Here is a 24,395-nt window from a genome sequence, read left to right as displayed (position 1 = left end):
CGGTCGCGGGCAAAATCACGAAATGCAGCGGGAACCCGGGGGACCGGTCGGCCACCTCGCCCCCGGCGGTGGCCCCGCGCGGGGGGCGTGGGTTACGCTGCGTCACCGTGCGGACGACACGTCGTGGCTTCTTGATCGGCGCCTCCGCGGCGGCGTGGACGCTCGGCACGACGCGACGCGCCGAAGCCGAACGAACTCCCGATCTCGGCGGTCCGGATCTCGACGTGCGCGATCTCGATCTTCCTGGCGATCGCGCGCTCGGCCGGCGCATGACCCTTTCGATCCCGCGCGGACTCGATCTCACGAAGGCCCCGGCGCCGCTCCTCGTCCTCTTGCACGGCCTTGGCGAGACCGGCGACGAGCGCATGGGCGCCTACGCCTGGCTCGAACGTTACGGCCTCGCGACGGCGTACGCGCGACTCTGCCGGCCGCCCGTCCTGCGCACGTCGAAACGGCTGGACTTCACCGACGAACATCTCCGCGCTGTGAACGAAGAGCTCACGCGCGCGCCGTTCCGCGGCTTCGTGATCGCTTGCCCCTACACGCCCAACGTCAACAAGGCGGCGAACCCGAAGGCCGCGCTCGACGGATACGCGCGCTGGATCGCCGAGGTCGTCGTGCCGCGCGCGCGCCGCGAGGCGCACGTGGCGACCGACGTCGCTCGCACGGCCCTCGATGGATGCTCGCTCGGAGGTTACGTCGCGCTCGAGGTCTTCTCGCGACGCCCCGATGCCTTCGGCGCGATCGGCGTCGTGCAGACGGCGATCGGCGAGCACCGGGCCGCCGGGTATGCCGATCGCCTCGCCTCGATCCTCACCGCCCACGGCGCGCGCGGCGTGCACGTCGAGACGAGCACCGCGGATCCGTTCCGCGCGGCCAACGTCGCTCTCTCCGCCGAGCTCACGAAGCGCAAGGTCCCGCACGACGCGATCGTCTTGCCGGGACCCCATGACCAACCTTGGCTCCGCGAGGTCGGCACCCTGGAGATGCTCCGCTGGCACGACCGCCGGTTCCGCAGTTCGTCCCCGCCGAACCCCTGAACACGCGGCGCGTTACGCCTCGCCCACGCTCCGCATCGACATCATCACGGCGGGCGTCAGCCCGTGCAGCGCGTAGGCGCGCTCCCACCGTTCGTCGACGTCCACGTCGAAGAGAACGCCCTCGTCGAGCGGCGTCGGCAACCACGCGCCCGTCCCGATCTCTCGTTCGAGTTGACCGGGCCCCCAGCCGCTGTAGCCGAGCATCACCATCCGCCGCTTCGGATCCGACGCGCCCGCGAACGAGAGCCGCTCCTGCACGAGATCGTCGAACGCCGCGCGGCGCGACGTGATCCGGATCCGCGCATCCACCGCGAGCACGCCCTCCTGCTCGGCGTCGAGGCTCGGATCCACGCAGAGGATCCAGCCCATCGTCGGCGCCACCGGGCCTCCGAGGAACACCGGACCCTCGTCCTTCCACTCGGGGCCTTTGTAGCCCGCGAGCTTCAGGACCTCGCCGAGCGACATCGGGGCGACGCGGTTCACCACGAACCCGAGCGCGCCGTCCTCGTTGTGCACCGCGAGCAGCACGACCGTCCGATCGAAGTTCGGATCTCCGAGCGGAGGCGAAGCGATCAAGAACCCGGGCGCGAGCGAGCGGTGGGCTTTCTTCATCCGTTCCCATCTTAATCGAATCCGTGGTCGCGCGAGCGCCCGCTCCTTGCTCCTCCGCGCGTACCTCGCGTCACGCGATTGGCGACGCTACGCTCCGAACCATGCGCGACCGCACGGAAGGACCTCGCACACGTCCCACGGTCACCGTGCACTTCGCACAATCCATCGACGGACGCATCGCCACCGCGACCGGCGATTCGCGCTGGATCAGCGGCCAGGAGACCCTGCGCTTCGCTCACGCCCTGCGCGCCGCCGCGGACGCGGTCCTCGTCGGATCCGGCACGGCGCTCGCCGACGATCCCCGGCTCACGGTGCGACACGTACCCGGAAAACAGCCCCTGCGTGTCGTGCTCGACACCCGAGGCCGCGTGCCTCCCGCCGCGCAGCTCTTCCGCGACGCGACGACACGCACGCTGCACGTCACACGACAGGCACCACGCGCAGCGCTCCCGCCTCACGTCGAGTGTTGCTCGCTCCCCCTCTCGAAGAGTGGCGAGGGCATCCATCTCGACGCGCTGCTCGCCGCCCTCGCGGAGCGCGGCACGCGCGAGCTCCTCGTCGAAGGCGGTCGCGGCGTGATCACCTCCTTCCTTCGCGAAGGCCTCGTCGATCGCCTCGTCGTCACCGTCGCCCCTCTCGTCATCGGCGCGGGCATCGAGGCCGTCGGCGACCTCGGCATCCGCAAGCTCGATCAAGCCTTGCGCCTCACGCTCCGCCGCGTCCTCCACGTCGGCGGCGACGTGCTGCTCGAGCTCGCCCGTGAAGGCGCGCCGCCCTTGCCGCTCTCGCTCCCCGATCCTGCCGCGGTGGCCTCGTGACCCGGGCACGCGCGATCTGGTTCGAACGCCCCGGCGTCGCCGTTCTGCGTGACGAACCCCTGCCCGGACCGGGCCCGCGCGAAGCCCTCGTCCGCACGCTCGCGTGTGGCGTCAGCGCTGGCACCGAGCGTCTCGTACTCACGGGCCGCGTACCGCCCGACATCCGCGCCGTCATGGCCCTGCCCACGCAACGCGGCTCGTTCGATCTGCCGACGAGCTACGGCTACGCGGCCGTCGGCGTCGTCGAGGCGATCGGCGCAGATGCCTCGCCCGATCTGCTCGGCCGCACGGTCTTCGCGCTCCACCCGCACCACGATCGTTTCTTCTCCAACGAACGATCCCTCCGCTGTTTGCCCGACGGCGTCCCGGCACCTCGCGCGACCCTCGCGGCGAACCTCGAAACCGCTCTGAATGCCGTGTGGGACGCGGAAATCGCGCTCGGAGAGCGCGTCGTCGTCGTGGGCCTCGGCGTCGTGGGTCAGCTCGTCGCGCGCCTCGCCACGCGCGCGGGTGGCCACGTCGCCTGCATCGACCCGGACGCACGTCGCGCCGCGCTCGCCCGCGACCTCGGATGTGCCGCGGCCCTCTCCTCGATCGACGCCGCGATCGTCTCCGAGGCCGACGTCCTGATCGAAGCGTCCGGCTCCCCCGAAGCCCTCGCCGCGCTCGTCGCGTCTGCCGGGCACGAGGCGCGCATCCTCGTCGTCTCCTGGTACGGCGAGCACGGCGTCACCTTGCCCCTCGGCGGCCGCTTCCACCCGAACCGCGTCACCATCCGCTCGAGCCAGGTCGGCGCGATTCCGCCCGCGCGCCGCGCTCGTTTCACCTTCGAACGACGCTTCTCCGTCGTGAACGAACTGCTCCACGACGAACACCTCGATCGCCTCGTTGGTCCTCTCGTTCCCTTCACCGATGCGCCCCGCCTGTACGCGTCGCTCGCCGCCGGCGAGGTCTGGAATCCGCCTCATCGCGTGCTCGATCCATCGCGTTGATCCGCATCGTGTGGGTTATCTTGGAGCGCATGTACACGGTCGGCGTTCGCGATCACATCATGGTGGCTCACCGCCTCGACGGTGACTTCTTCGGACCCGCGCAACGCATGCACGGCGCGACCTACGTGGTCAGCGTCGAGGTCGAGCAGGAGGAGCTCGACGAGCATTGCGTCGTCTGCGACATCGGCATGCTCCGCACGAAGCTGCGCGGCGTCCTCGAGCAGCTCGACTACAAGAACCTCGACGATCACCCGGGCTTCACGCCTGGCAAATCCACGACCGAGGTCATCGCGCGGTACATCCACCGCGAGCTCGGGCACGTGCTCCCGCTCCGCGCGGGCACGATGCTCACCGTCGTGCTCGACGAGTCTCCGAACGCATGGGCCAAGTACCGCGGGCCGATTCGTCATGCGTCGACCATGCCCGGCGCGGAGATCGGGGTTGCTTGATGGGGCACGCGTCGCGTTCGTCATCGATGGCGCGCTCGATCAACCCACGGGCGGCTACCTCTACGATCGCCTCGTCATCGAAGGCCTGAGAGCACGCGGCTGCGACGTCGACGTCGTGAACCTCGACGTGCGTGGCCCCCTCGCCTCGCTGCGCGAGAACGCTCGGCTCCTGCGCCTCCTCGCCCCGCACGCGCGTTCTTCACGCGCCTACGACGTCATCATCGTCGACGAGCTCTGTCACCCGCGCGCCGCCTTCGCTGCCGCGATCCGCGCCCGCTCGTCTGCTGTCGACGCTCGGGGCTTCGGGTCGCCCTGCGGCGCCCTTCGCCCCGAACCCCAACCTCGCCTCGTCACGTTGCTCCATCACCTCGCCGCGAGCGAACGAACGGGCACCTCTGCAAAACTCCGCCTCGCCCTCGAACGCGCGCTCCTCACCTCCTCCGATCACGTCGTGGTCACGAGCGAGACCACCTCGCGCGTGGCCGTCGCCGCGGGCATCCCGCCAGATCGCATCACCGTCGTGCCCCCTGGACGTGATCGCCTCGGCGCTCGCGCCGCGCCGCCTGCGCGCACGCGCGGCGCCCCCGTGCGGCTGCTCTTCCTCGGCGCGCTCACGCCTCGCAAGGATCCGCTCGCCTTGCTCGAAGCGTTCCCCGCCGTCGCCGCGCGCGCCGTGCTCACGCTCGCCGGACCTGCCGATCGCGACCCGCTCTACACCGCGCGCGTGCTCGCCGCGGCATCACGCTACGGCACCCGTGTGCGCGTGACGGGCGCCCTTACCGACGCCGCGCTCGCGGGCGAGCTCGGCGCGCACGACGTCCTCGTCCTGCCGAGCCGCTACGAGGGCTACGGCATCGCGCTCGCCGAGGCCGCATCCCACGGCCTCGCCATCGTGTCATGCGACGCCGGCGCGATCCCCGAGGTCGTCCGCCACGGCGAAGAGGCCCTCCTCGTACCACCCGGCGACCCTCGCGCCCTCGAAGGCGCGCTCGTCCACGTCGTGCACGACGATCACCGCCTCGACGCCATGCAGCGCGCCGCCCTCCGCCGCGCGGCGACGCTGCCCACGTGGGCCGACACCCAGGACGCCTTCTGCCGGGCGGTATTCCCGACATCGCGTTGACTCCCCCCGCGCCGCGCGTGCTTTTCGTGGCCCCGACGAATCCCCGAAACGCGCCCGCCTTCCGTTCTAGAATGGCTCAGGGCTCGTTCGGATAGGCCACGCCATGCACGACGATCACGCCGCACAGACCTCCCGCTTCGAAGGCGCCGTGGAGGATGCTCTCGCGGGGGTCCGGGGCCTCTTCCGCCTCATCGTGGAGAAGACGAGTGAGCTCGTCGTCGTGCATCGCGGCGGCAAGATCCTCTACGTGAACCCCACGCTCGTCGCGTGCCTCGGCCACGAGAGCACCGAGGCGCTCTACAGCCGCCCCCTCGGCGACATCCTCCATGCCGAGGACGTCCCGCGCGAGAACCGCCGCGTGCGCATCATGCTCGCCACGAACGAGGTCGCGCCGCTCTACACCTATCGTCTCGTGCGCCGCGACGGCAGCGTGATCACCGTCGAGGTCGCATCCGCGCCCGCGCCCTTCGAGGGCGGCATCGCCGTCATCAGCCTCTGCCGCGACATCACCACGCGCATCGAGACCGAGGCGCGCGTCTACCAGGCGAACCTCATGAACTCCATGGGCACGCTCGCCGCCGGCGTCGCCCACGAGATCAACAACCCCCTCGCCTACGTCACGCTCAACATCGCGCTCGTCACGAAGAAGCTCGAAGACCTCGCGAGCGCCTCGGGCGCGCGCGGCGACGCCGAAACGCAGTCGCTCGCGCGCGAGCTCCTCGGCTTCTGCGGCGAGGCCCTCGACGGCACCGACCGTGTCGCCCAGATCGTGCGCGACTTCCGCGTCTTCTCCAGCGCGAACCAGGAAGAGCGCCGCCCCATCGACGTGCGCCGCGTCCTCGACGCCTCCATCAAGGTCGCCGACAACGAGATCCGCCACCGCGGCCACCTCGTCCGCAGCTACGGTAACGTCCCGCTCGTCCACGCGAACGAGGCTCGCCTCGGGCAGGTCTTCTTGAACCTGCTCGTCAACGCCCTCCAGGCCCTGCCGCAGGGCTCGTCGCAGACGAACGAGATCCTCGTCGTCACGGCCACGCACAAGGTCTCCGGCAGCGCGCTCATCGAGATCCGCGACAACGGCCCCGGCATCCCGCCCGAGATCCTGAACCGCGTCTTCGAGCCCTTCTTCACGACCAAGCCCGTCGGCGTCGGCAGCGGCCTCGGCCTCTCGATCTGCCGCAGCATCGTGAGCGCGCACGGCGGCCGCATCGAGATCGAGAGCGAGGTCGGCAAAGGCACGGTCGTCCGCGTCACGCTCCTGCCCGCCGAGAGCGTGGATCTCGGCCAGGAGCCTCGCTCCGAGATCCCGAAGCTCGCGCCCGTGCCGCGCCTCTCGGTCCTCGTCGTCGATGACGAGCCCGCGCTCCTCTCGGCCATCGTGCGCCAGCTCGAGCGCAGCCACGACGTCGACGGGCGGACGAGCTGGAAGGGCGCGCTCGAAGCGCTCGCCGACAAACCCTACGACGCCGTGCTCTGCGACGTGATGATGCCCGGCGTCTCCGGGTTCGACATCCACAGCGCGCTCTGCGAGCGGATGCCCGAGTCCTCCGAGCGCATCGTGTACATGACGGGCGGCGCCTTCACCCAGGATGCCCGGAGTTTCCTGGCCCAGGCCCCGAACAGGTGCCTGGAAAAACCCTTCTCGCCCGCGGACCTCGAAGAGATCCTCCGCGCGATCGCCCCACGCCCGCGCGCCTGAGCTAACCTCCGCCCCCGAGATGATGAGCGACGGCCTCCGCCTCGCGTTCCAGGGCGGCACGGTGCGCCTCGACGGCCTCGCGCAAGACCACGCGACGAGCTTGCCGCCCGCCTGCGCCTGGGACGCGCGCGAGAACACCTTCCGCCTCCCCGCGTCTTCCTACGCGGACATCGTCCTCTGGCTCCGCGCGAAGAAGCTCACGTTCAACGACGAAGCGCGCGCGTACGACACGCTCGACATCGAGCCCGCCGCGCGCCACGAGCCCTTCCCGTATCAGCGCGAGGCGCTCGACGCGTGGGCCGCGTATCGCTTTCGCGGCGTCGTCGTCCTGCCGACGGGCGCGGGAAAAACCTACGTCGCGACCATGGCCATCGCCGGCCGCAAGCGCTCCACGCTCGTCGTCGTGCCCACGCTCGACCTCTTGAACCAGTGGTACGACATCCTCGCCGCCGCGTTCGGCCGCTCCATCGGCGTCATCGGCGGCGGCTACCACGAAGTCGAGCCGATCACCGTCACCACCTACGACTCCGCGCACCTCCACATGGATCGGCTCGGCGGACGCTTCGGCCTCGTCGTCTTCGACGAATGCCATCACCTCCCGAGCCCCTCGTACCAGCTCGCCGCGCGCATGAGCATCGCGCCCTTCCGCCTCGGCCTCACGGCCACGCCCGAGCGCACCGACGGCCGCGCGTACGACGAGCTCATCGGCCCGATCGTCTATCGCAAGGACATCACCGAGCTCTCCGGCGAGTATCTCGCTTCTTACGAGACCGAACGAATCAGCGTCCCACTCTCGGCCGAGGAGCGCGATGCCTACGACGCCGCCCGCGGCGAGTACGTCGCCTTCCTCCGCGAAGAGGGCATCCGTATGTCGGCCCCCGACGGCTGGAGCCGCTTCCTCTACCTCTCCTCGCGCAGCGAGGCAGGCCGCCGCGCCTTCCTCGCCTACCGCAGACAACGCGCGCTCGCGCTCGCCGCGCCGGGCAAGATCAACGTCCTCGCCCGCTTGCTCCACAACCACCGGCACGACCGCACGATCGTCTTCACCGAGGACAACGCGACCGTCTACCAGATCTCGCGCCGCTTCCTCCTGCCCGCGATCACCCACCAGACCCGCGTCAAGGAGCGCAGCGCGATCCTCGCGGCCTTCAACGCCGGCGATCTCACGGCCGTCGTCACCTCGAAGGTCCTGAACGAGGGCGTCAACGTCCCCGAGGCGAACGTCGCCATCGTTTTGAGTGGCAACGGTTCGGTCCGCGAGCACGTCCAGCGCCTCGGCCGCATCCTGCGCAAGGGACAGGACAAACGCGCGCTGCTCTACGAGCTCGTCGCCGAGAACACGGCCGAGCAGTACACGAGCGACAAGCGGAGGGAGCACGTTGCTTACAAGTGATCTCCTCCGCGTGCGCCGCAAAGGCGGCCGCGTCCTCCCTCGTTACCTCCGCGGCGACGACGCCGAGCTCGCCAAGACGCTCGCGAAAGACTTCGTCCGCATCCTCGCGAGCTCCGTCGGCCGGAGCCGCGACGAGATCGAGGCCGCGCTCGATGCGGTCCCCGTCCCTGCCGACGCGCGCCTCGTCGGCGACGGCCTACGCAAGGTCCTCGACGGCCAGTGCGCCTGGACCGTGCCTGCAGGCGTCGATCCCGAAGAGATCCGCCGCGAGGTCTTCCTCGCCGCAGCCAGTGCCCACCGCGCGCTCGACGTCCGCAGCGAGTTCGATCGCGACACGGTCCTCGCCGAGCTCGCCCCGCGCCTCGGAAAAACACCCGCGGAGATCGACGCCGCGCTCTACGCCGATCTGCGCGAAAACGAGCGGCTCGAAGCCTTCCGCTCGATCGGCCCCGAGGCCCTGCTCGAACGTTACGACCTCGGCCTCGCCCAGGCCGTCTTGCTCAAGGCCACGCGTGTCACGGTCCGCGTCGCCGGCGAGAGCCCCGATCGATACCGCCGGCTCTTCCGCGCCGCGCGCTTCCACGGCCTGATTCATGTCGTCGAAGGCTCGGCCGCGGAGGGCTACACGATCACGCTCGACGGCCCGTGGAGCCTCTTCGACGCGGTCCAGAAGTACGGCCTGCGCCTCGCCATGTTCCTCCCGCAGGTCCTCGCGTTCCGCTCCTTTCACGTCCGCGCCGAGCTCGCGTGGGGCAAAGCCAGGGCACGCGCCGTCCTCGAAATCACCCCCGAAGACGGCCTCGTCTCGCACGTCGCCGAGGCCCCCTCCACGGGCCCCGATCTCGACGCGTTCAAGCAGGCCTTCGAACGCCTCGGCTCCGAGTGGTCGGTCGCCGACAACGATCACATCTTCGCCCTCCCCGGCGAGATCGCCTGCGTCCCCGACCTCGTCTTCCGCAGCGAGACGACCGGCGAGGAAGTGTTCCTCGAGGCCTTCGGCTTCTGGAGCCGGCAGGCCGTCTGGCAACGCGTCGAGCTCGTGCGCAAGGGTTTCCCCGCGCGGTTCCTCCTCGCCGTGGGCAAGCAGCTCCGCGTGAGCGAGGAGGTCCTCGGCGAGGACGAGGCCGGCGAGATCTACGTCTACCGCGCCACGATGTCGCCGCGCGCCGTGCTCGAACGTCTCCGTCGCAAGGGCTGACACGTCAATCGCTGGGCAACGCCGACTCGTTGCCGATGAGCGAGCGGACGAGCGGCGGAACGCCGAACCCCTTCGCCGTATGCAGCGTCGAGCTCGGCCCACCGCAGTCGTAGCTCGGCTGCGCGCTCGACCATCGCGACGAACAATGTTTGTCCACGTACGAAGCGGTCGCGCCGCTCGTATCGCCGTGCCACCGCGTGTGCTCGATGCAGCGCGCGCCCGTCGGCGTCCACTCGGCTTCGAACGCGAAGTCCGTCACGACGGACTTCTGGATCCCGAAGTCGTCCCACACGTCGACGACCGTCCCGTCCTGCGTATGCGGCACGCCGTCGCCGCAGTAATCGGCGCGCAGCATGCGCGTGCACGCCTGGTGCAAGAGCACGCCCGGGATCTCCTTGCACGTGCCCGGCGCGGCGCACTCCTTCACGCCGCCCCACGGCATGTATCCGAGCTCCACGCACTTCGCGATCGCGTACGGCCTGCACGCGAACGTGAAGCTCGTCTCGGACGGCAGGTGCATGCCGCTCGTCGGCCTCTTCTGCGAGTAATCCCAGGTGCCCGCGAGTGGGATCGCGCGGCGCAACGTGCCACTCGACCCCTCGCCGCAGAGGCTCTTCCACTTGCCCTGGCTCGGGCTCGACAGGTACGCGACCTCGTACAAGGAGACATCGGGACGCGTCGACGACACGCGATCCTCGATCCGCAACGTGATCGTCTGCCCATTGCTGAGCGTGCCCGTGAAGGTCGCGCCGACGAACTCCTCGGGCTTCATCGGCTTGCCCGACGCCTTCTTCCCGACGAACGACGTTCCCTCGATCGACACCCCGTTCAGCGCGAGGCCGTTCAACGAGATTCCGTTCAGCGAGATCCCGTTCAGCGCGAGTCCGTTCAACGAGATTCCGTTCAGCGCGAGACCGTTCGTCGTGCTCAGCGCCTGGACCGACGTGATGACCTCCCCCTCCTCTTCGTCGGGATCGCCGGTCGGTTCGGTGCAACCCGGGCCGAACAGCATCCCCAGGAGGATCGGGGCCCATACCGCGGCGCGTCTCCATCCAATCTCGGACGTGCAGGACATCCACGAATGCATGTTTCTTCCCTCTCTCGAACGGAAGATGCCCAGGCGCACGGGCGCGTTTCGCCGGGGCCGGAGGGGAGCAACAAACCGTCGCCTTTCGATTCGCGACTCACGGTTCGCGGCGGCGGTTCCCGATCCAGCCCTTTCGCCAATAGAAGACGAAGAGGGCCGCCACGCTGAACAGCATGAACGCGATCGAGGCCGGATAGCCGTACCGCCACTTGAGCTCCGGCATGTTGTAGGACGACACGTCCGTGTCGAAGTTCATGCCGTAGACGCCCGCGATGAACGTGAGCGGCAGGAAGATCGTCGAGATGATCGTGAGCACCTTCATGATCTCGTTCATCCGGTTCGACACGCCGGAGAGGTGCAGATCCATGAGGCCCGAGGCGATCTCGCGGAACGTCTCGACCATATCCATCACCTGCACCGCGTGGTCGTACGTGTCGCGCAGGTAGACCCGCGTGTGCTCCTGGATGTGCGGCGATCCGTCCCGCAGGAGCGAGTTCGCGACCTCGCGCTGCGGCCAGATCGTCCGGCGCAGCGCGAGCAGATCGCGCTTCACGTCGTGGATCTGGCGCGCCGTCCCGTCCTTGCCGGCGAGCGCGTCGAGCTCGATCTCGTCGAGCTTGTCGCCGATCTTCTCGAGCACCGGATAGAAGCCGTCGATGATCGCGTCGAAGAGCGCGTACGCGAGGTAGTCGGCGCCGCCCGTGCGCATGAGCTGCCGTCCTTTGCGGATGCGCTCGCGCACCGGCTCGAGCACGTCCGCGCTCGGCTCCTCCTGCACCGTCAGCACGAAGCCCTTGCCGAACACGATCGCGATCTGCTCGGTCACGAGCGCGCCCTTCTTGTCGGACTGCGCCATCCGGCAGATGATCACCTGCTGCCCCGGGTACACGTCGCTCTTCGGCCGCTGCGGTACGTTCACCACGTCCTCCAGCGCGAGCGGGTGGATGCCGAAGATCTCTCCGAGCCGCTCGAACGTCGGCTTGTGCCCGATCCCCTGCACGTCGATCCACGTGACGCTCGGGCGATCGTCGGTCAGGTAAGGCACGGCCTCGTCCACCGAGTCGATCCACTTCTCGACGATGTGCTCGAGGCAGTAGTCGATGAGGTAGATCTTCGGCTTGTTGGGATCCTCGACGAGCAGCGTGCCGGGCGGCGCGCCGGGCGTGGGCTCGTTCGAGAGGATCAGGCTCGGCCGGGGCCGCCTTCGAGCCGAGGCCAGGTTCTTCGAGGAAGGAGGCGGCTGGGCGTCGTGGGTGTCCTGCACGGAGCACATCCTACCGAAGGCCCTGCCTCGATTCGCCGCTCGCTTGCGCGGACGCGGCGAGACCCCTCGCCATCGGCCGGGACTCTCGCTATGGACTTCCTCCCATGCCGGTCCCCGTCATCTCCGAGCAAGATTTCGAACGCGAGGTCCTGCGCAGCGAGCTCCCCGTCCTGATCGACTTCTACGCCGACTGGTGCGGCCCCTGCAAAACGGTGGCGCCCGAGGTCGAGGCGCTCTCGCGCGAGCTCGAAGGCAAGGCCAAGTTCGTCAAGGTGAACATCGACCAGAGCAAGCGCCTCGCAGCGGCGTTGCGCGTGCAGGCGGTGCCGACGTTCATGGTGTTCTTCCGCGGCCGCCCCGTCGCCGGCGACCAAGGCGCCGTGCGCAAGGCGCGCCTGCGCGAGCTGCTCGATCCCTTCCTCCCGCGGGCCGAAGGTGCGATCCGTGCGATGGAGCTCGCGCAGCTCCTCAAGCAAGGCCAGGTCGTCGCCGTCGATACGCGCGAGGCCGCAGCGTACAGCCGCGCGCATATCCCGGGCGCCGTGCACATCCCGCTCGAAGAGGTCGAGACGCGCCTCGCGGAGCTCCACATGCTGCCGGGCGAGCCCGTCCTCTACTGCCGCGCCGGCGACAAGACGAAGGGCCTCGCCGAGACGCTCGCGAAGAGCGACGTGCCGATCGCGTTCCTGGAGAACGGTTTTCTCGGCTGGGAAGCCGAGGGCCTTCCGATCGAACGACCGGCCTAGTCCCAAGGGGGACGCCTCGCGTCCCCCTCTCGTCCGGGCAAAGCCCGGCCGATTCACCCCCTCGAGGGCGCTCGCTTCGCGATCTCCTCAGGTTTTTCCGGGAACGTTCTCCAGCGCGGCGAGCGCCGCCTGGATCACCTCACGCAGCGCCACGCCGTGCGTCTTCGCTGCGGCCGCACAGTCCTCGAACTCCGGCTTGATCTGCGGCGGACCGAACGGCCCCTCGCTGATCTTCACGCGCACCCGCCCGTAGGCCGTCTCCACCGCCACCGTGCGCCGCGGCCGCTCGGTCCGCGTCACAGGGATCTTCCGGAGCCCGATCGACGTCGTCTCGCGCAGAAGCGTCGCGCCCACCGCGTCCGCTTGCGGAGCCGGCGCGAGCGCCGCGATCGTGAGCGCTGGCCGCCCCTTCTTCATCGTGATCGGCACGGCCCACGCGTCGAGCGCGCCGGCCGCGAAGAGCGCCTCGATCGCGTGCGCCGCCATCTCGCCCGTCATGTCGTCCACGTTCGCCTCGAGCACCACGTGTGACGCGCCGACCTCGGGCTCCTCCGAGGCGCCCCCTCTCGTCCCGAGCACGACCCTGAGGAGGTTCGGCCGATCCGGCAGCTCCCGCGACCCCGCGCCCCAGCCCACGCGCTCCGGCGCGAACGAGGGCCACCGCTCGAAGCGCCCCGCCGCCGTCGCGACGATCGCCGCGCCCGTCGGCGTCACGAGCTCCGCGTCGAGATCCACGCCGTACGTCGGCACCCCGCGCAGACACTCCACCGTCGCCGGCGGCGGCAGCGGCAGGATCCCGTGACGTGCCTTGACGAACCCACGCCCCATCGGCAGCGGCGCGCCGCGCACCTCGGCCCCGAGGTACACGAGCGCCGCGGCGGCGCCCACGATGTCCACGATCGCGTCGACGGCGCCGACCTCGTGGAAATGCACCTCGTCGAGCGGCATCCGATGCACCGCGCTCTCCGCCTCGCCGAGCCGCCGGAAGATCCGGCGCGCCAGCGTTCGCACCTCCGGCTCCAGCGGACTCGACGTGAGCATCGCGTCGATCGACGCGTACGTCCGCTCCGGCTGCGGCGTCTCCACGTGCACCTCGAACGAGGTCGACACGATGCCGCTCCGATGCACGTGCCCGCGCTCGAGGAACACGCCTTCGAGCGGCAGCGCCGCCACCGCGTGCTCGATCACGAGCAGCGGCACGCCGAGATCGAGCAGCGCCGCGATCGTCATGTCCCCCGCGACGCCGCTGAACGCGTCGAAGAAGAGGATCTTTCCGACGCCTGCTCCCTGCTCGAGGAGCGGCGTCCTCACCGGATGCTCGTGCCCGCGGCCCTGATCATGCCCGTGCACGTGCCCGTGATCGTGCGAAGGCCCGGGCGCATGCGCGTGCGTATGCGGGCGATCGTGCGTATGCGCGTGCCCGTGCACGTGCGCGTGATGCACGTGGCCGTGCGCGTGATCGTGGTGATGGTGATGGTCGTGATCGTGCCCGTGGTCATGGTCGTGCCCATGCCCATGCCCGTGATCGTGTCCGTGTCCGTGCACGTGCTGTGCTCCTTGCTCAGCCTGCGGTCTTCGGCTGCTCGGTCGCTTGCGAGGCTTTCGGCATCATGCGGTGCACGGCCATCGCCGCGCCGAACCCGTTGCCGATGTTCACGACCGACACCCCCGACGCGCACGAGGTCAGCATCGCGAACAGCGCCGTGAATCCCCCGAGCGCCGTCCCGTACCCCACCGCCGTCGGAACGGCCACGACCGGCGTCGAGATCATCCCGCCCACCACGCTCGGCAGCGCCCCTTCCATCCCCGCACACACGATCGCCGCCGACGCGCGCCGCAGCTCCTCCACGCGATGCAGGAGCCGATGGATGCCCGCGACGCCGATGTCGTAGATCCGGAGCGGCTCGAGCCCCAGCGCGGACAGCGTCTCCGCCGCCTCCTCGGCCACCTCGTTGTCGCTCGTCCCGGCCGTCACCACCGCGACCGGCGCGCACGGACGCTTCGGGGGCGGGGCGATCTCCACGCTCCCCGTCCGCGCGAGCGGCGCAAACCGGAAGCTCGGCACGCGTTGTCCCACGATCGCCGCCTTCTGCGCGTCGATCCGCGTCACGAGCACGTTCGTCCCGGCGCGCACCATCTCCTCGGCGATCCCCGCGATCTGCTCGCCGCTCTTCCCCTCGCCGAAGATCACCTCGGGCACACCTTGCCGGAGCGCGCGGTGATGATCGACCGTCGCGTACCCGAGGTCGCGGAACGGCAAACTCTTGAGCGCCTCGACCGCCTGCTCGACCGTCACGTCCCCACGCCGCACACGGTCGAGCAGCTCCTCCACGCGCCTGGGATCCATCGCGGGAGCCCTTAGCCCGGTGGGCGCCCGCGCGCAACGCACGGCCGATCCCGCCCCGATGCGCGCGCTCGCCCCCGCCCGCTCACCCGCGCGCGAGCGAGATCTCCACGCCGAGGAACTCCTGTCCGTCGGGCGTGATGTTGTACATGCGGATCGTGAGCTTGTCGGCCTGCGCGTCGTCGACGACGGTGCGCCACCCCCAGCGCGGGTGCCCTTCCGCCGCGAAATAAGTGCCCCGAACGTCGATGTCCGCCCCGCTGCCCTCGGACACGAGGATCATCGTGCCCGTGTGGAAGCTGTCCACCCACGAGGTCCGCCAGAGCTTCTCGCCCGACTCGAACGCGATCAGCATCTCCCCGGCGATCGGCTTCTCCTCGACGCTCGATCGATACGCGAACCGGACGAACCTCCCGCCCAGGATCTCCGCGATCCGCCCTTCCCAGGCCGCTTCGAGAGGCTCCGCGCCCGGCCCCATGATGGTCCGCGCCGTCCCCCGCCACACGCCCGCGAGCCGCGCGAGACGCTCGTGCGCGCTGTCGCGCTCGTAGGGCCCCGTCCGCTCGGTTTCGAGGTTCACTTGTTCCATGCGACGCAGCATAAGCGAACGCGCCGTGGACATCCCAGCTCCCCCGCGCTAGCCCGGCTCCCTCCGCGTCCGTCATGCCCGCTCCCCTCGCCCCGCTCTTCGGCTTCACGCTCGGCGTCCTGCTCGCGTGGCTCGCGCGCCTCGAGGACGGCCCCGACGAACGCCCCGGCGCCTCGTCCTGGGATCGCCCGACCGTCGCCGTCGCCCTCTACGCCCTCCTCGTCTACGCTCCGGTCTCGGCTTACTTCACCGTCTTCGCCGCCGACTGGTCGTTCGCTTACCTCGTCGACGGCCGCGCCATCCCCTCCGCGCTCGAGCTCCTGCTCGTCCTGCTCGACGCCGCGGCGCCCGTCCTCGGCTTCCTCGCGGGCCGCCGAGCCCTCGCCCGCCGCTCCCTCACCGCCCTCGCCTGGCTCGCCGCGCTCCCCCTCGTCGCCGGCCTGATCCCCCTCGTCACGCTCCACGCGCGCTTCGGCATCGACGCCACCTACGACCAGGTCCAGAGCGACTTCGGCACACGCCCGCTCCCGGGCAGCCCGCTCGGGTACGCGATCCTCTGGATGGACGCGATCCTCGTCGCCGGGGCTGTCTTCACCGCGCGGACGCTGTCAACCTTCGACGTCTCCGCCGTGATCCCCGCCCGCCCTGGACGGCCCGCGCCGCCGGTGCTGCCGTCCGAGCCCACCTCGGACGAGCCGCCGCGCTTCCTCGGTCGAACCCGGAGGCCACGCTGATTGACGAGCGTCCGGTTGTCCACCACGCTCTGCCCCCACGATGACCGCGCCGAACCGGCTCGAGACCGAGATCGAAGAGTTGAAAAACCTCGCCGCGGACGTCGTCCGCCGCGCTCGTGCGGGCGGAGCTGACGTCGCCGAGGCCATCGCGCGCTCCGGCTCCGAGCTCAGCACCAAGGTCCGCCTCGGTGAACCCGAGCTCGTCGAGGAGGCCTCGCACAAGAGCCTCGGCATGCGCGTCATCAAGCAGGGCCGCGTCGCCCTCACCTCCACCTCGGACCTCACCGCGCGCGGCATCGATCGCTTCGTCCGCGACGCCCTCGAGCTCGTCGACATCTCCCAGGAAGACCCGTTCGCCGGCCCGGCGGATCCCTCGCTCATCTCCGCCGGCCCCTTCCCCGACCTCGAGCTCTACGACCCCAAGGGGGGCGACGTCACCGCGGCCGAGGCCATCGACCTCGCGCGCCGCGGCGAGCAGGCGGCCCGTGACGCCGACCCGCGCATCACGAACAGCGACGGCGCCACCTTCAGCCGCACCGCCGGCGTCTTCGCGCTCGTCCTCTCGGGCGGCTTCACGGGCGGTTATGCCGGCTCGTATGCCTCGCTCGTCGTCTCGCCCGTCGCCGACGACGAGGGCGGCAAGAAGCGCCGCGGCTTCCACTGGACGGCCAAGCGCCACCTCGACGCCCTCGACGCACCCGAGGTGGTCGGCCGCGAGGCCACGCGACGCACCCTGCGCAAGCTCGGCGCCCGCAAGGTCCCCACCTGCGAGGCCCCGGTCGTCTTCGACCCCGACGCTGCGCGCGCCATCCTGGGCCTGCTCGCCGGCGCCATCATGGGCAGCTCCGTCTGGCGCAAGTCGAGCTACCTCGTCGGCCGTGAGGGCACGCGTGTCGCGAGTGACCTCGTCACCATCGTCGACGACCCCTTGGTCCTCCGCGCCCCTGGCTCTCGTCCGTTCGACGGCGAGGGCCTCGCAGCGCGCAAGAACCTCGTGGTCGAGCAGGGCATCCTGAAGACCTACCTCTGCGACAGCTACAGCGGCCGCAAGCTCGGCCGCGCGCCCACGGGCAGCGCCTCGCGCGGCGGCGGCGGCGGCGTCGGGCCTTCCACCTCGAACTTCATGCTCCTGCCCACGCAGACGAAGGCCGCCGACATCGTGAAGGGCACGCAGCGCGGCCTCTACGTCACGGAGATGATGGGCTTCGGCTACAACCCCGTCACGGGCGACTTCTCGCGCGGCGCCGCGGGATTCTGGATCGAAAACGGCGAGCTCGCGTTTCCGGTCAGTGAAGTGACCATCTCGCTGAACCTCGATCAGCTCTGGCAGCGGATCGACGCTGTCGGCGACGACCTCGACCTGCGGAGCTCCACGGCTTCGCCCACGCTGCGAATTTCTTCGATGACGATCGCCGGCTCGTCCTGAGCCGACCGAAATCCCTACAAAGCACGTTTGCGCGCGTAAATTTGACGCGCACGGACGTGGAATTTCTCGTAGTCTCCGACCTTGGAGGTTGGAGAATCGAACGATGAGAACGCTTTCTCGAACTTTGGGTCTGGCCGCCCTCGTCGTGCTGGCCGGCACTGGCCTCGGGTGCGCTCCGTATGGCGCGCTCTGCGAGGACGAGATGCTTTGCCGCGACGGCAACGACGCGGACATCGACGCCTGCGTCGTTTCATACGAGTCGCGGGAGGATGTCGCCTCGATTTACGGGTGCGAGGACCGCTGGGACGACTACCTCACGTGCCTGGAGCTGGAGCTCCGCTGCGACGGCGGCAATAACTGGACGCACCGGGGCGACTGCGACGACGAACGAAACCGTTACAACGATTGCGTCGGAGATTAGGAGCGCGATGACCATGCGAACGCCCTGGATTCTTCTTGCCTGCCTCGCGCTCGCGCCCCTCGCCACGGGCTGCGGCAGCCTCTCCGCGGACCTCTGCGACCTCGCCTGCGATTGCACCAATTGCAACGAGCGCCAGTATGACGAGTGCATCGTCGAAGCCGACGCGGCCGAGGAGACGGCATCCATTTACGGCTGCGACGTCGAACACGAGGATTTCAGCGTCTGCGTGATCGAGGAGTATCGGTGCACGGCCGGCATTTTCGGCCCCGATCCGGGCGATCTCCTCGCCTGCGTCAGCGACGCGAACGACCTCGCCGAGTGTCGCGATCGCGGCTCGCGTCTTTGAGCGATCCACGTTCGACGAATCCACGGTATTCGGGGGCCATGCTCGGCTCCTACGAGCACGGCCCCCGAATCACGAATTCGCCCTCCGTCGGACAGCCGAGCGGAGCTTTCGTCCTTTTACCGTGACGAACCGCCTGCGGCGCGCGGCGGCAGCTCTTCCTGGGCCGCCGCTGCCGGCTCGTTTGCATTCGCGGCGGCGGGCACCTGGCCCGGCGCGGCGGCCGCGGGCACCACGGGTTCGGGCACGAGCAAGGTCCGCAGGCCTTGCGCGTCCGCCCGCCCCACGCGCGTCGCGAACGGGGGCAGCCCCGTCGCCTCGTCGCTCAGCACGACGAAGCGCGCATCTCGACACGCCCGCTCGAGCGCTTCCATCCAGTGCGCCACGTCCACGTCCGCCGCGGCCGCTTTCGCGTCCACGATGAACACGTCCGGCGGGTCCGATCCCGCGAGGACGAGGGCATCGTATGGATGCTTCACGTCCCTCAGCGGCATCATGTCCCCGAGCGCGCGGGTGACATGAGCGAGCGTGTCCTTCGAGCCCACCACGAGCCCGCTTTTCGCGCTCGCCCGCGCGAGCTCACGGGGCACGCTGTAGCCCCAAGCTCGCAGGAACTCCGCCACGTCGGCCGCGCGGAAACGCAAATGCCGGCCTGGCGTGCGAAAATGTGCGATCCGGCCACGATCCACCCAGTTATGGATGGTCTTCAGATCGACCTCGCACAGCGCTGCGAGGTCGGACGCGGTCAGCAGTTTCTCTCCCCGTACTCCGGCCATCGTCCGAACTCCACGCGAAAGGTGTGCCAACCCGTCCAGCCCTCCGGACCAGCAGACCACACCAGCGGGTGGCCCCCCACCCTGTTGCTCTTTGTATCCAAACCTAGCACTTTTTTGCGAAGGTGCGGGCTTTGTTAACTAGCCCACCCGAGGCCCTGACTCCAGTCCACTTCGCTCGGGCCTCCTGACTCGCTGATTCAGCAAGGTTGAGGCCGCTGGCTCCGATGTAGGAACGACACCGCTTGCTCGCTCCTGCGGACATCCCCGCCCGTCTGTACAGGCAAGGAACGTTCGCTCTTGTAGGCAAGTAAGACGCCTTCTCCATCACGGCCACCTCCGAGCACGGTTTTTCCGTAGTCAAAGGAATGACGCTGTGTTCGCAGTCCCCGGCGTGGGTTCCGCCAGCTGGAAAGAATCGCTCACTCCATCTGGTGCGTCGGGTGACCGCCGTACCACACTTTGACCAGCCTTCGGCTTTGGAATGGCTGGAAACCTGGAAATCGTGCGTCCACGCATATCGAGCAGCCGCACGATCTCGCCCCCATTGCCAAGTCCGCTTTTCCCGAGCGCGGGCACACGCAAAAGGAGTGCGTCCTCGGCCGGCGGCACATCGATCTCGTCGTCCACGACGAACGTCTCGTTCACGATCACTGCAAAGCGCCCAGGCGGCAGCATTATTTCCGGCAGCACGGTTTCGCCCCCGATATCGCTGATCACGAGCTCGCCGAGCGCCGCCTCCACGGACCCGTCATTGTAGAGCTCGACCCACTCCTGATCCGGCTCCGGCCCGAGCGGATTCGCCATCACCTCGTTCAGCACGACGTGTGGCATCGGCGTCAGGGTGGTCGCGGAAAAGGTCATGCGCTCTTGCCGTCCGTGCACGTCGATCGTCGTGACGTCGAGCGAGATGTCCTTCCCCGCAGGCAATCCCTTGAGGACGAACCGCTCGTTTTTCCGCGTCGTCATCACCACGTCGAGCCCCTCGCCCGCGATCCCCCAGAGCATCGCCGCCGCGGGCGCACGCCCGAGCAGCCGATCGTCCTCGACCTCGACGCAGCCCGGCCCGAACGGAACCTCGAACGCCTCGCACTCGAGCCGGGCCTCGTCGAGCGGCCCCTCGATCGTCTCGCCGAGGTCGTCGTTCCCCGTGCCCCCGAAGGGCCGCGGATCCACCCGCAGAGGCCAGGGCAGGCCCGGCAACCACACGACGGGCGGCGGCACCCAGGGCCCTCCCTCCGCGGCGAGCCCTCGACCCACGAAGCGCAGGCAAGCGCCCCCCGCGCCCGCCGGCGCGACGCCCCGCCCGAACGCGCCGAGGGGACCGTCCGGCGCGAGCGTGGCCTCGAACGACACCTCGGGCAGCGTCACGTCGCCGCAGTAAAGGCCGAACAGGCCCGCCCCGCTCGCCTCGGCCGGCGGCCATGCGCGGACGAGCAGCGGCGCCGCCTTGGCCGGCTCCACCACGAACGCGAGGCTCGCCCGCGGCTCGCCGCTCGCCACCGCGTACGTCTCGCCCGGGTCGAGCGGCACCGTCGGCGCGAGCACCACCGAGCCGTCCTCCGCGCGCCACCGGATGCTCGGCACGAACCGCTCGGCGAGCGCCTTCGAGACGTCGTCTCGCTCGATCTGCCGGAGGTGGCTGTCGCGCAGCTCGCCGCGCACGAGGAAGAGCCGCGCCTCGTCGAGCGACGGCTCTGCGGCCACGTGCACGCGAAGCACGCGCGGCGCCGCGGTGACCGGCGCTTCCGGCTCGAAGGCGACCGAGATTCCGGCCGCCTGCGTCGCCGGCCGAGGTCCCGCTTCGGGCGTCGGGAGATCAGGCCGACAGGCGACGACGACGAGGGCGAAGAGGGGGCATGCGACCTTTTGCATGCCGGTACATCGACCGGGGCCCCCGCCGGTTGCGTGAAATTGATAGGTTTACGCGCCGATGACGCCCGATGACATCAAGGCGCTCCGCAAGGAGCTCGATTGCACGGCGAAGGAGCTCGCGGCGGCGCTCGGTCTCGAGCAGGAGACGGTGCTCGCGTGGGAGAAGGGCGACCTCTTCCCGACGAAGCGCTTCGTCACGAAGATGGAGGAGCTTCGGAGCAAGGGGAAAGGGGCGATCGTGCGCAAGCCGCGGCGCGGGGCCGTGGCGGCGTCGCCGATGGCCGTGCTCGCGGATCCGGAGACGTGGAAGCTCGTGCGGAAGCTCGTGGCGCACGCCGAGCTGCGCCGCGAAGTCGGCAAGCTCGCCGAGGCCTACCCGGACCCCGCCGAGGAATCCGGCACGACGTGACGTGACCTGACCAGGTCGAAGGCTACTCGTCTTCGTCCTCGTCTTCGTCCTCGTCTTCGTCCTCGTCCTCGTCCTCGTCCTCGTCTTCGTCCTCGTCCTCGTCCTCGTCTTCGTCCTCGTCTTCGTCCTCGTCCTCGTCTTCGTCCTCGTCCTCGTCCTCGTCCTCGTCTTCGTCCTCGTCCTCGTCTTCGTCCTCGTCCTCGTCTTCGTCTTCGTCCTCGTCCTCGTCTTCGTCCTCGTCTTCGTCCTCGTCTTCGTCCTCGTCCTCCTCCGCGGCCAAACGCTCCTCGACCTCGTCCTTCTCGTCCTGCTCGTCGCTCGCTGTCTGCACGTCGTTCATCGCTTCCTCCGCGCCGCTCTCCATCTGCGTCCGATCCTCGTCCGTGAATGCAAATTCGTCACGTGGCGCGCTCTCCGTATCGCCAGCCGTCTCCGGAGGCACGACACGGGCGCCAAAGTTTCCTTCGCCCCCCATCAAACCGCCATTCGCTGCGGCCGTGGTGTCCGTGAAGGCGACCGCCGCCTCCGGCGGCTCCTCGCCCATCTCGCGCTCGTACGTGCGCCGCGACTCGTCCGAGAGCTCGGTGAACTCGCGGAGCGTCGGCAGGTCCGAGAGCGTGCGCAGGCCGAAGAACTCGAGGAACTGCGCGGTCGTGCCGTAGAGCATCGGCCGCCCCGGCTCCTCCTTCTTGCCGAGGATGCGCACGAGGTCCCGCTCGAGCAGCGACTTGAGCACCGCGCCCGAGTCCACGCCGCGCACCTCGTCGATCTCGGGCCGCGTGATCGGCTGCCGGTACGCGACGATCGCCAGCGTCTCGACCTGCGCGCGCGTCATCTTCACCGGCTTCTTCGCGACCTGCTCGCGCACGAACGGCGCGAACGCAGGGCTCGTCCGGAACACGTACCCGCCGGCGACCTCGTCGAGGCGGATCCCGCGGTTGCGGTACTCGGCCCCGAGCTCACCGAGCAGCGATACGACGAGGCGGTGCTCCGCCTTCGCCACGCGAGCGAGGTCGCGCGACGTCATCGGGTGCTCGGACGCGAAGATCAGGGCCTCCAGCACACCCTTCAGATGCGCGCGGGCGACCGCACCGCTCGCCTGTGCGGTGTTGTCTTCGTGCCCGTCGGCAGCGCCGTCCGGGGCGCTGCTCGTCGCGCTCGCGGACACCTTGCCGACGAGGCGCTGCGCATGGAAGAACGCGGCCGCGAGGGAACGAAACCGCTCGACGGGCGAGAGCGGCGCGGGCTTCGGCTTGCGAGGCGCGCGCTTGCGCTTGGGCTCGGCCGTCTCGGTCGATGCCTCCGCGGCCGGCGTGGCGTCGGCTTCCGCTTCCGGCGCCGCTTCTGCTTCTGCTTCCGCTTCCGGCGCCGCGACCGCTTCCGCTTCCGGCGCCGCGACCGCTTCCGCTTCCGGCGCCGCGACTGCTTCCGCCTGCGCCTCCGCGACCGGCGCAGCCTTCGCCTTCCCCTTCCCCTTCGCCTGCTTGACCGGCGCCGGCTCCGCGACGGTCTCCGCGACCGGCTCCGTCTCCGCGACGGCTTCTGCTTCCGCGACCGGCGCCGCTTCCGCCTGCTTCGGGTGGAACCATGCCCAGGCCGCGCGGCGGAGCCGCTCGGGCGAATCGCTGTCCGGCGGGGCCTCCTCTTGCGGCTGCGGCGGCGGCACGAGCCGCAACTTCCCGCGCCGCTTCGATCCGCCCTCAGTCGCCATCGTTCACCTTCGGCTCGATTGGCTCCTGCTCGACCTCTCCGTCGTCGTCAGGCGCCTCGGTCGGCTCCTCCTCGGCATCTCTTACCGCGACAGGCTCCTCGGTCGCCTCGTGATCGACGTCCCTGTCGTCGCTTGGCGCCTCCGTCGCCTCGCGCTCGACCGCCCTGTCGTCGCTTGTCGCCTCGGTCGCCTCCCGACCGACCGCCCTAGCGTCGCTTGGCGCCTCGGTCACCTCCCGACCGACGTCCCTGTCGTCGCTTGTCGCCTCGGTCGCCTCCCGACCGACCGCCCTAGCGTCGCTTGGCGCCTCGGTCGCCTCCCGACCGACCGCCCTAGCGTCGCTTGGCGCCTCGGTCGCCTCCCGATCAGCCGCCCTGCCGTCGCCAGACCAATCGATCGGCTCGTCCTCTTCCTCCTCGCTCGTCCCCGCCTGCACCGACAGCTCCAGGTGGATCGTCGCGAGCGGATCCGACTGGTAGATCCGGAGCAGCTTCATCCTCGCCATCTCCAGGATCGCGAGGAACGTGATCACGATGTCGAACTTCGTGAGCGGCGCGCCTTTCCGCGCAGGATCGTCGAGCACGAGCTCTTCGAACGTCGCGCGCCGACGCCCCGACAGCCGCTCCGTGAGCTGCACGATCCGGTCCGTGATCGTGATCCGGTCGAAGTTGACCTGGTGCTCGATCTTCGTGTTCGTGCGCTTGAGCAGCTTCTCCAGCGAGTCGAACAGCGAGAACACCCCGACCGGCGCGAACGGCGCCGGCCCCTCCGGCACGGCCTCCGGGATGCCGCGCGGAAATATGTCCTTGCCGAGCGTCCCGCGCTCCGCGAGGTCCGCCGCCGCGGCCTTGTACTTCTGGTACTCGAGCAGCCGCCGGACGAGCTCCTCCCGCGGATCGACCTCCTCCTCCGGCAGCCCATCGCCGTCCTGATCCTTGGGCACCACCGGCAAGAGCATCTTCGACTTGATGTGCGTCAGCGTCGCCGCCATCACGAGGTACTCGCTCGCCAGATCGATCGTCAGAGCCCGCATGATCGACAGGTACTCGAGGTACTTCTGCGTGATGAAGCTCACGGGGATGTCGAGGATATCGAGCTCGTGCTGCTGGATGAGGTGCAGCAGGAGGTCGAGCGGGCCCTCGAACTGGGGCAGCGCGATGCGATAGGCGTTGTCGTTGTCTTGCGTCTCGGTCGCCGCGGGCAACGCCTCGCGGATCGGCGTCGGGGCCTCGGGCGGCTTGCCGCGCGGCTCGCGTCCTTTCGCGGCCGAGGGCGCAGGGGCGGCCTTCGCCTTCTCCTGGGTCTTCCCCGCTGCGCTCGCCCTCGCCTTGCTCACCTGGGCCCGGACG

The 24,395-nt window shown here is 69.7% G+C and carries 25 protein-coding genes; 14 read left to right on the top strand and 11 right to left on the bottom strand.

Features of this window, described 5'->3' with window-relative positions:
* The first annotated feature begins 107 nt into the window (after positions 1-107).
* Positions 108-1,040: a hypothetical protein gene (locus tag QHF83_RS04145; RefSeq protein ID WP_282416448.1), complete on the top strand. Its 933-nt coding sequence runs from the start codon at positions 108-110 to the stop codon at positions 1,038-1,040.
* A 12-nt stretch (positions 1,041-1,052) separates the two neighbouring features.
* Here the strand turns inward: QHF83_RS04145 and QHF83_RS04140 are convergent, their stop codons facing one another.
* Positions 1,053-1,652, bottom strand: a complete 600-nt coding sequence (locus QHF83_RS04140) for a YqgE/AlgH family protein (protein WP_282416447.1) — start codon at positions 1,650-1,652, stop codon at positions 1,053-1,055.
* Positions 1,653-1,753: 101 nt separating this feature from the next.
* Here QHF83_RS04140 and QHF83_RS04135 point away from each other — a divergent pair, with 101 nt between their 5' ends.
* From QHF83_RS04135 to QHF83_RS04105, 7 genes are all read left to right on the top strand, one after another.
* A complete protein-coding gene (locus tag QHF83_RS04135; RefSeq protein ID WP_282416446.1) occupies positions 1,754-2,470 on the top strand; it encodes a RibD family protein in 717 nt (238 codons plus the stop codon).
* Complete coding sequence (locus QHF83_RS04130) at positions 2,467-3,462, top strand: zinc-binding dehydrogenase (RefSeq protein ID WP_282416445.1); 996 nt, start codon at positions 2,467-2,469, stop codon at positions 3,460-3,462. Before QHF83_RS04135 ends, QHF83_RS04130 begins: the two co-directional genes overlap by 4 nt.
* 8 nt (positions 3,463-3,470) lie before the next feature.
* Positions 3,471-3,911: a 6-carboxytetrahydropterin synthase gene (locus QHF83_RS04125; RefSeq protein ID WP_282416444.1), complete on the top strand. Its 441-nt coding sequence runs from the start codon at positions 3,471-3,473 to the stop codon at positions 3,909-3,911.
* Positions 3,904-5,034 (top strand): glycosyltransferase family 4 protein, encoded by a 1,131-nt coding sequence (locus tag QHF83_RS04120; RefSeq protein ID WP_282416443.1) that lies wholly within the window; start codon positions 3,904-3,906, stop codon positions 5,032-5,034. Before QHF83_RS04125 ends, QHF83_RS04120 begins: the two co-directional genes overlap by 8 nt.
* A 103-nt stretch (positions 5,035-5,137) precedes the next feature.
* Positions 5,138-6,733 carry an ATP-binding protein gene (locus QHF83_RS04115; RefSeq protein ID WP_282416442.1) on the top strand — a complete coding sequence of 532 codons (1,596 nt, stop codon included), beginning with the start codon at positions 5,138-5,140 and terminating at the stop codon, positions 6,731-6,733.
* Positions 6,734-6,752: 19 nt separating this feature from the next.
* Complete coding sequence (locus QHF83_RS04110; RefSeq protein WP_282416441.1) at positions 6,753-8,126, top strand: DEAD/DEAH box helicase family protein; 1,374 nt, start codon at positions 6,753-6,755, stop codon at positions 8,124-8,126.
* On the top strand, positions 8,113-9,324 hold the full coding sequence (locus tag QHF83_RS04105) for a DUF790 family protein (protein WP_282416440.1): 1,212 nt from the start codon (positions 8,113-8,115) through the stop codon (positions 9,322-9,324). The genes QHF83_RS04110 and QHF83_RS04105 overlap by 14 nt, the downstream gene beginning before the upstream one ends.
* A gap of 4 nt (positions 9,325-9,328) precedes the next feature.
* Here QHF83_RS04105 and QHF83_RS04100 read toward each other — a convergent pair whose 3' ends face one another.
* Both QHF83_RS04100 and corA read right to left on the bottom strand, forming a co-directional pair.
* Positions 9,329-10,411, bottom strand: a complete 1,083-nt coding sequence (locus tag QHF83_RS04100; protein WP_282416439.1) for an ADYC domain-containing protein — start codon at positions 10,409-10,411, stop codon at positions 9,329-9,331.
* A gap of 97 nt (positions 10,412-10,508) precedes the next feature.
* The gene (gene corA, locus QHF83_RS04095; protein WP_282416438.1) at positions 10,509-11,675 is read right to left on the bottom strand and encodes a magnesium/cobalt transporter CorA; all 1,167 of its coding nucleotides are present in this window, start codon (positions 11,673-11,675) and stop codon (positions 10,509-10,511) included.
* Between the two features lie 104 nt (positions 11,676-11,779).
* On the opposite strand from corA, the gene trxA reads away from it, so the two are divergent.
* Positions 11,780-12,421, top strand: a complete 642-nt coding sequence (gene trxA / locus QHF83_RS04090; protein WP_282416437.1) for a thioredoxin — start codon at positions 11,780-11,782, stop codon at positions 12,419-12,421.
* An 87-nt stretch (positions 12,422-12,508) separates the two neighbouring features.
* Here the strand turns inward: trxA and larC are convergent, their stop codons facing one another.
* The 4 genes from larC to QHF83_RS04070 form a co-directional block, all read right to left on the bottom strand.
* Positions 12,509-13,732, bottom strand: coding sequence for a nickel pincer cofactor biosynthesis protein LarC (gene larC, locus QHF83_RS04085; RefSeq protein WP_282416436.1), 1,224 nt, complete (start codon positions 13,730-13,732; stop codon positions 12,509-12,511).
* The gene (locus QHF83_RS04080) at positions 13,729-13,938 is read right to left on the bottom strand and encodes a hypothetical protein (RefSeq protein WP_282416435.1); all 210 of its coding nucleotides are present in this window, start codon (positions 13,936-13,938) and stop codon (positions 13,729-13,731) included. Before QHF83_RS04080 ends, larC begins: the two co-directional genes overlap by 4 nt.
* Before the next feature lie 44 nt (positions 13,939-13,982).
* Positions 13,983-14,768: a nickel pincer cofactor biosynthesis protein LarB gene (larB, locus tag QHF83_RS04075; RefSeq protein ID WP_282416434.1), complete on the bottom strand. Its 786-nt coding sequence runs from the start codon at positions 14,766-14,768 to the stop codon at positions 13,983-13,985.
* 82 nt (positions 14,769-14,850) lie between these two features.
* The gene (locus tag QHF83_RS04070; protein WP_282416433.1) at positions 14,851-15,354 is read right to left on the bottom strand and encodes a DUF1579 family protein; all 504 of its coding nucleotides are present in this window, start codon (positions 15,352-15,354) and stop codon (positions 14,851-14,853) included.
* Between the two features lie 74 nt (positions 15,355-15,428).
* Here QHF83_RS04070 and QHF83_RS04065 point away from each other — a divergent pair, with 74 nt between their 5' ends.
* The 4 genes from QHF83_RS04065 to QHF83_RS04050 all read left to right on the top strand — a co-directional run bounded on the left by QHF83_RS04065 (position 15,429) and on the right by QHF83_RS04050 (position 18,281).
* Positions 15,429-16,088, top strand: a complete 660-nt coding sequence (locus QHF83_RS04065; protein ID WP_282416432.1) for a hypothetical protein — start codon at positions 15,429-15,431, stop codon at positions 16,086-16,088.
* Positions 16,089-16,128: 40 nt separating this feature from the next.
* A complete protein-coding gene (locus tag QHF83_RS04060) occupies positions 16,129-17,514 on the top strand; it encodes a metallopeptidase TldD-related protein (protein ID WP_282416431.1) in 1,386 nt (461 codons plus the stop codon).
* Between the two features lie 103 nt (positions 17,515-17,617).
* Positions 17,618-17,935: a hypothetical protein gene (locus tag QHF83_RS04055; RefSeq protein WP_282416430.1), complete on the top strand. Its 318-nt coding sequence runs from the start codon at positions 17,618-17,620 to the stop codon at positions 17,933-17,935.
* 13 nt (positions 17,936-17,948) lie between these two features.
* Positions 17,949-18,281, top strand: a complete 333-nt coding sequence (locus QHF83_RS04050; RefSeq protein ID WP_282416429.1) for a hypothetical protein — start codon at positions 17,949-17,951, stop codon at positions 18,279-18,281.
* 116 nt (positions 18,282-18,397) lie between these two features.
* On the opposite strand, the gene QHF83_RS04045 is transcribed toward QHF83_RS04050, so the two are convergent.
* Positions 18,398-19,054: a helix-turn-helix domain-containing protein gene (locus tag QHF83_RS04045; RefSeq protein WP_282416428.1), complete on the bottom strand. Its 657-nt coding sequence runs from the start codon at positions 19,052-19,054 to the stop codon at positions 18,398-18,400.
* 357 nt (positions 19,055-19,411) lie between these two features.
* Positions 19,412-20,926, bottom strand: coding sequence for a lamin tail domain-containing protein (locus QHF83_RS04040; protein ID WP_282416427.1), 1,515 nt, complete (start codon positions 20,924-20,926; stop codon positions 19,412-19,414).
* Positions 20,927-20,984: 58 nt separating this feature from the next.
* On the opposite strand from QHF83_RS04040, the gene QHF83_RS04035 reads away from it, so the two are divergent.
* Complete coding sequence (locus QHF83_RS04035) at positions 20,985-21,335, top strand: helix-turn-helix transcriptional regulator (protein WP_282416426.1); 351 nt, start codon at positions 20,985-20,987, stop codon at positions 21,333-21,335.
* Positions 21,336-21,357: 22 nt separating this feature from the next.
* On the opposite strand, the gene scpB is transcribed toward QHF83_RS04035, so the two are convergent.
* Positions 21,358-23,046, bottom strand: coding sequence for an SMC-Scp complex subunit ScpB (scpB, locus tag QHF83_RS04030; protein ID WP_282416425.1), 1,689 nt, complete (start codon positions 23,044-23,046; stop codon positions 21,358-21,360).
* Positions 23,036-24,382, bottom strand: coding sequence for a segregation/condensation protein A (locus QHF83_RS04025; protein ID WP_282416424.1), 1,347 nt, complete (start codon positions 24,380-24,382; stop codon positions 23,036-23,038). The genes scpB and QHF83_RS04025 overlap by 11 nt, the downstream gene beginning before the upstream one ends.
* Positions 24,383-24,395: the final 13 nt, after the last annotated feature.

This window comes from Polyangium sp. 15x6 (assembly GCF_029960785.1).
Lineage (GTDB): Bacteria > Myxococcota_A > Polyangia > Polyangiales > Polyangiaceae > Polyangium.
This window is presented reverse-complemented; position numbering and strand designations above follow the sequence as displayed.

Excerpts from the sequence above, each read along its gene's own strand:
- QHF83_RS04040 (WP_282416427.1), bottom strand. The coding sequence starts at position 20,926 with ATGCAAAAGGTCGCATGCCCCCTCTTCGCCCTCGTCGTCGTCGCCTGT.
- QHF83_RS04060 (WP_282416431.1), top strand. The coding sequence starts at position 16,129 with ATGACCGCGCCGAACCGGCTCGAGACCGAGATCGAAGAGTTGAAAAAC.
- scpB (WP_282416425.1), bottom strand. The coding sequence starts at position 23,046 with ATGGCGACTGAGGGCGGATCGAAGCGGCGCGGGAAGTTGCGGCTCGTG.
- QHF83_RS04070 (WP_282416433.1), bottom strand. The coding sequence starts at position 15,354 with ATGGAACAAGTGAACCTCGAAACCGAGCGGACGGGGCCCTACGAGCGC.
- QHF83_RS04045 (WP_282416428.1), bottom strand. The coding sequence starts at position 19,054 with ATGGCCGGAGTACGGGGAGAGAAACTGCTGACCGCGTCCGACCTCGCA.
- trxA (WP_282416437.1), top strand. The coding sequence starts at position 11,780 with ATGCCGGTCCCCGTCATCTCCGAGCAAGATTTCGAACGCGAGGTCCTG.
- QHF83_RS04135 (WP_282416446.1), top strand. The coding sequence starts at position 1,754 with ATGCGCGACCGCACGGAAGGACCTCGCACACGTCCCACGGTCACCGTG.
- QHF83_RS04035 (WP_282416426.1), top strand. The coding sequence starts at position 20,985 with ATGACGCCCGATGACATCAAGGCGCTCCGCAAGGAGCTCGATTGCACG.
- QHF83_RS04110 (WP_282416441.1), top strand. The coding sequence starts at position 6,753 with ATGATGAGCGACGGCCTCCGCCTCGCGTTCCAGGGCGGCACGGTGCGC.
- QHF83_RS04140 (WP_282416447.1), bottom strand. The coding sequence starts at position 1,652 with ATGAAGAAAGCCCACCGCTCGCTCGCGCCCGGGTTCTTGATCGCTTCG.
- QHF83_RS04065 (WP_282416432.1), top strand. The coding sequence starts at position 15,429 with ATGCCCGCTCCCCTCGCCCCGCTCTTCGGCTTCACGCTCGGCGTCCTG.
- QHF83_RS04115 (WP_282416442.1), top strand. The coding sequence starts at position 5,138 with ATGCACGACGATCACGCCGCACAGACCTCCCGCTTCGAAGGCGCCGTG.
- QHF83_RS04080 (WP_282416435.1), bottom strand. The coding sequence starts at position 13,938 with ATGGGCATGGGCACGACCATGACCACGGGCACGATCACGACCATCACC.
- larB (WP_282416434.1), bottom strand. The coding sequence starts at position 14,768 with ATGGATCCCAGGCGCGTGGAGGAGCTGCTCGACCGTGTGCGGCGTGGG.
- QHF83_RS04050 (WP_282416429.1), top strand. The coding sequence starts at position 17,949 with ATGCGAACGCCCTGGATTCTTCTTGCCTGCCTCGCGCTCGCGCCCCTC.
- QHF83_RS04055 (WP_282416430.1), top strand. The coding sequence starts at position 17,618 with ATGAGAACGCTTTCTCGAACTTTGGGTCTGGCCGCCCTCGTCGTGCTG.
- QHF83_RS04100 (WP_282416439.1), bottom strand. The coding sequence starts at position 10,411 with ATGCATTCGTGGATGTCCTGCACGTCCGAGATTGGATGGAGACGCGCC.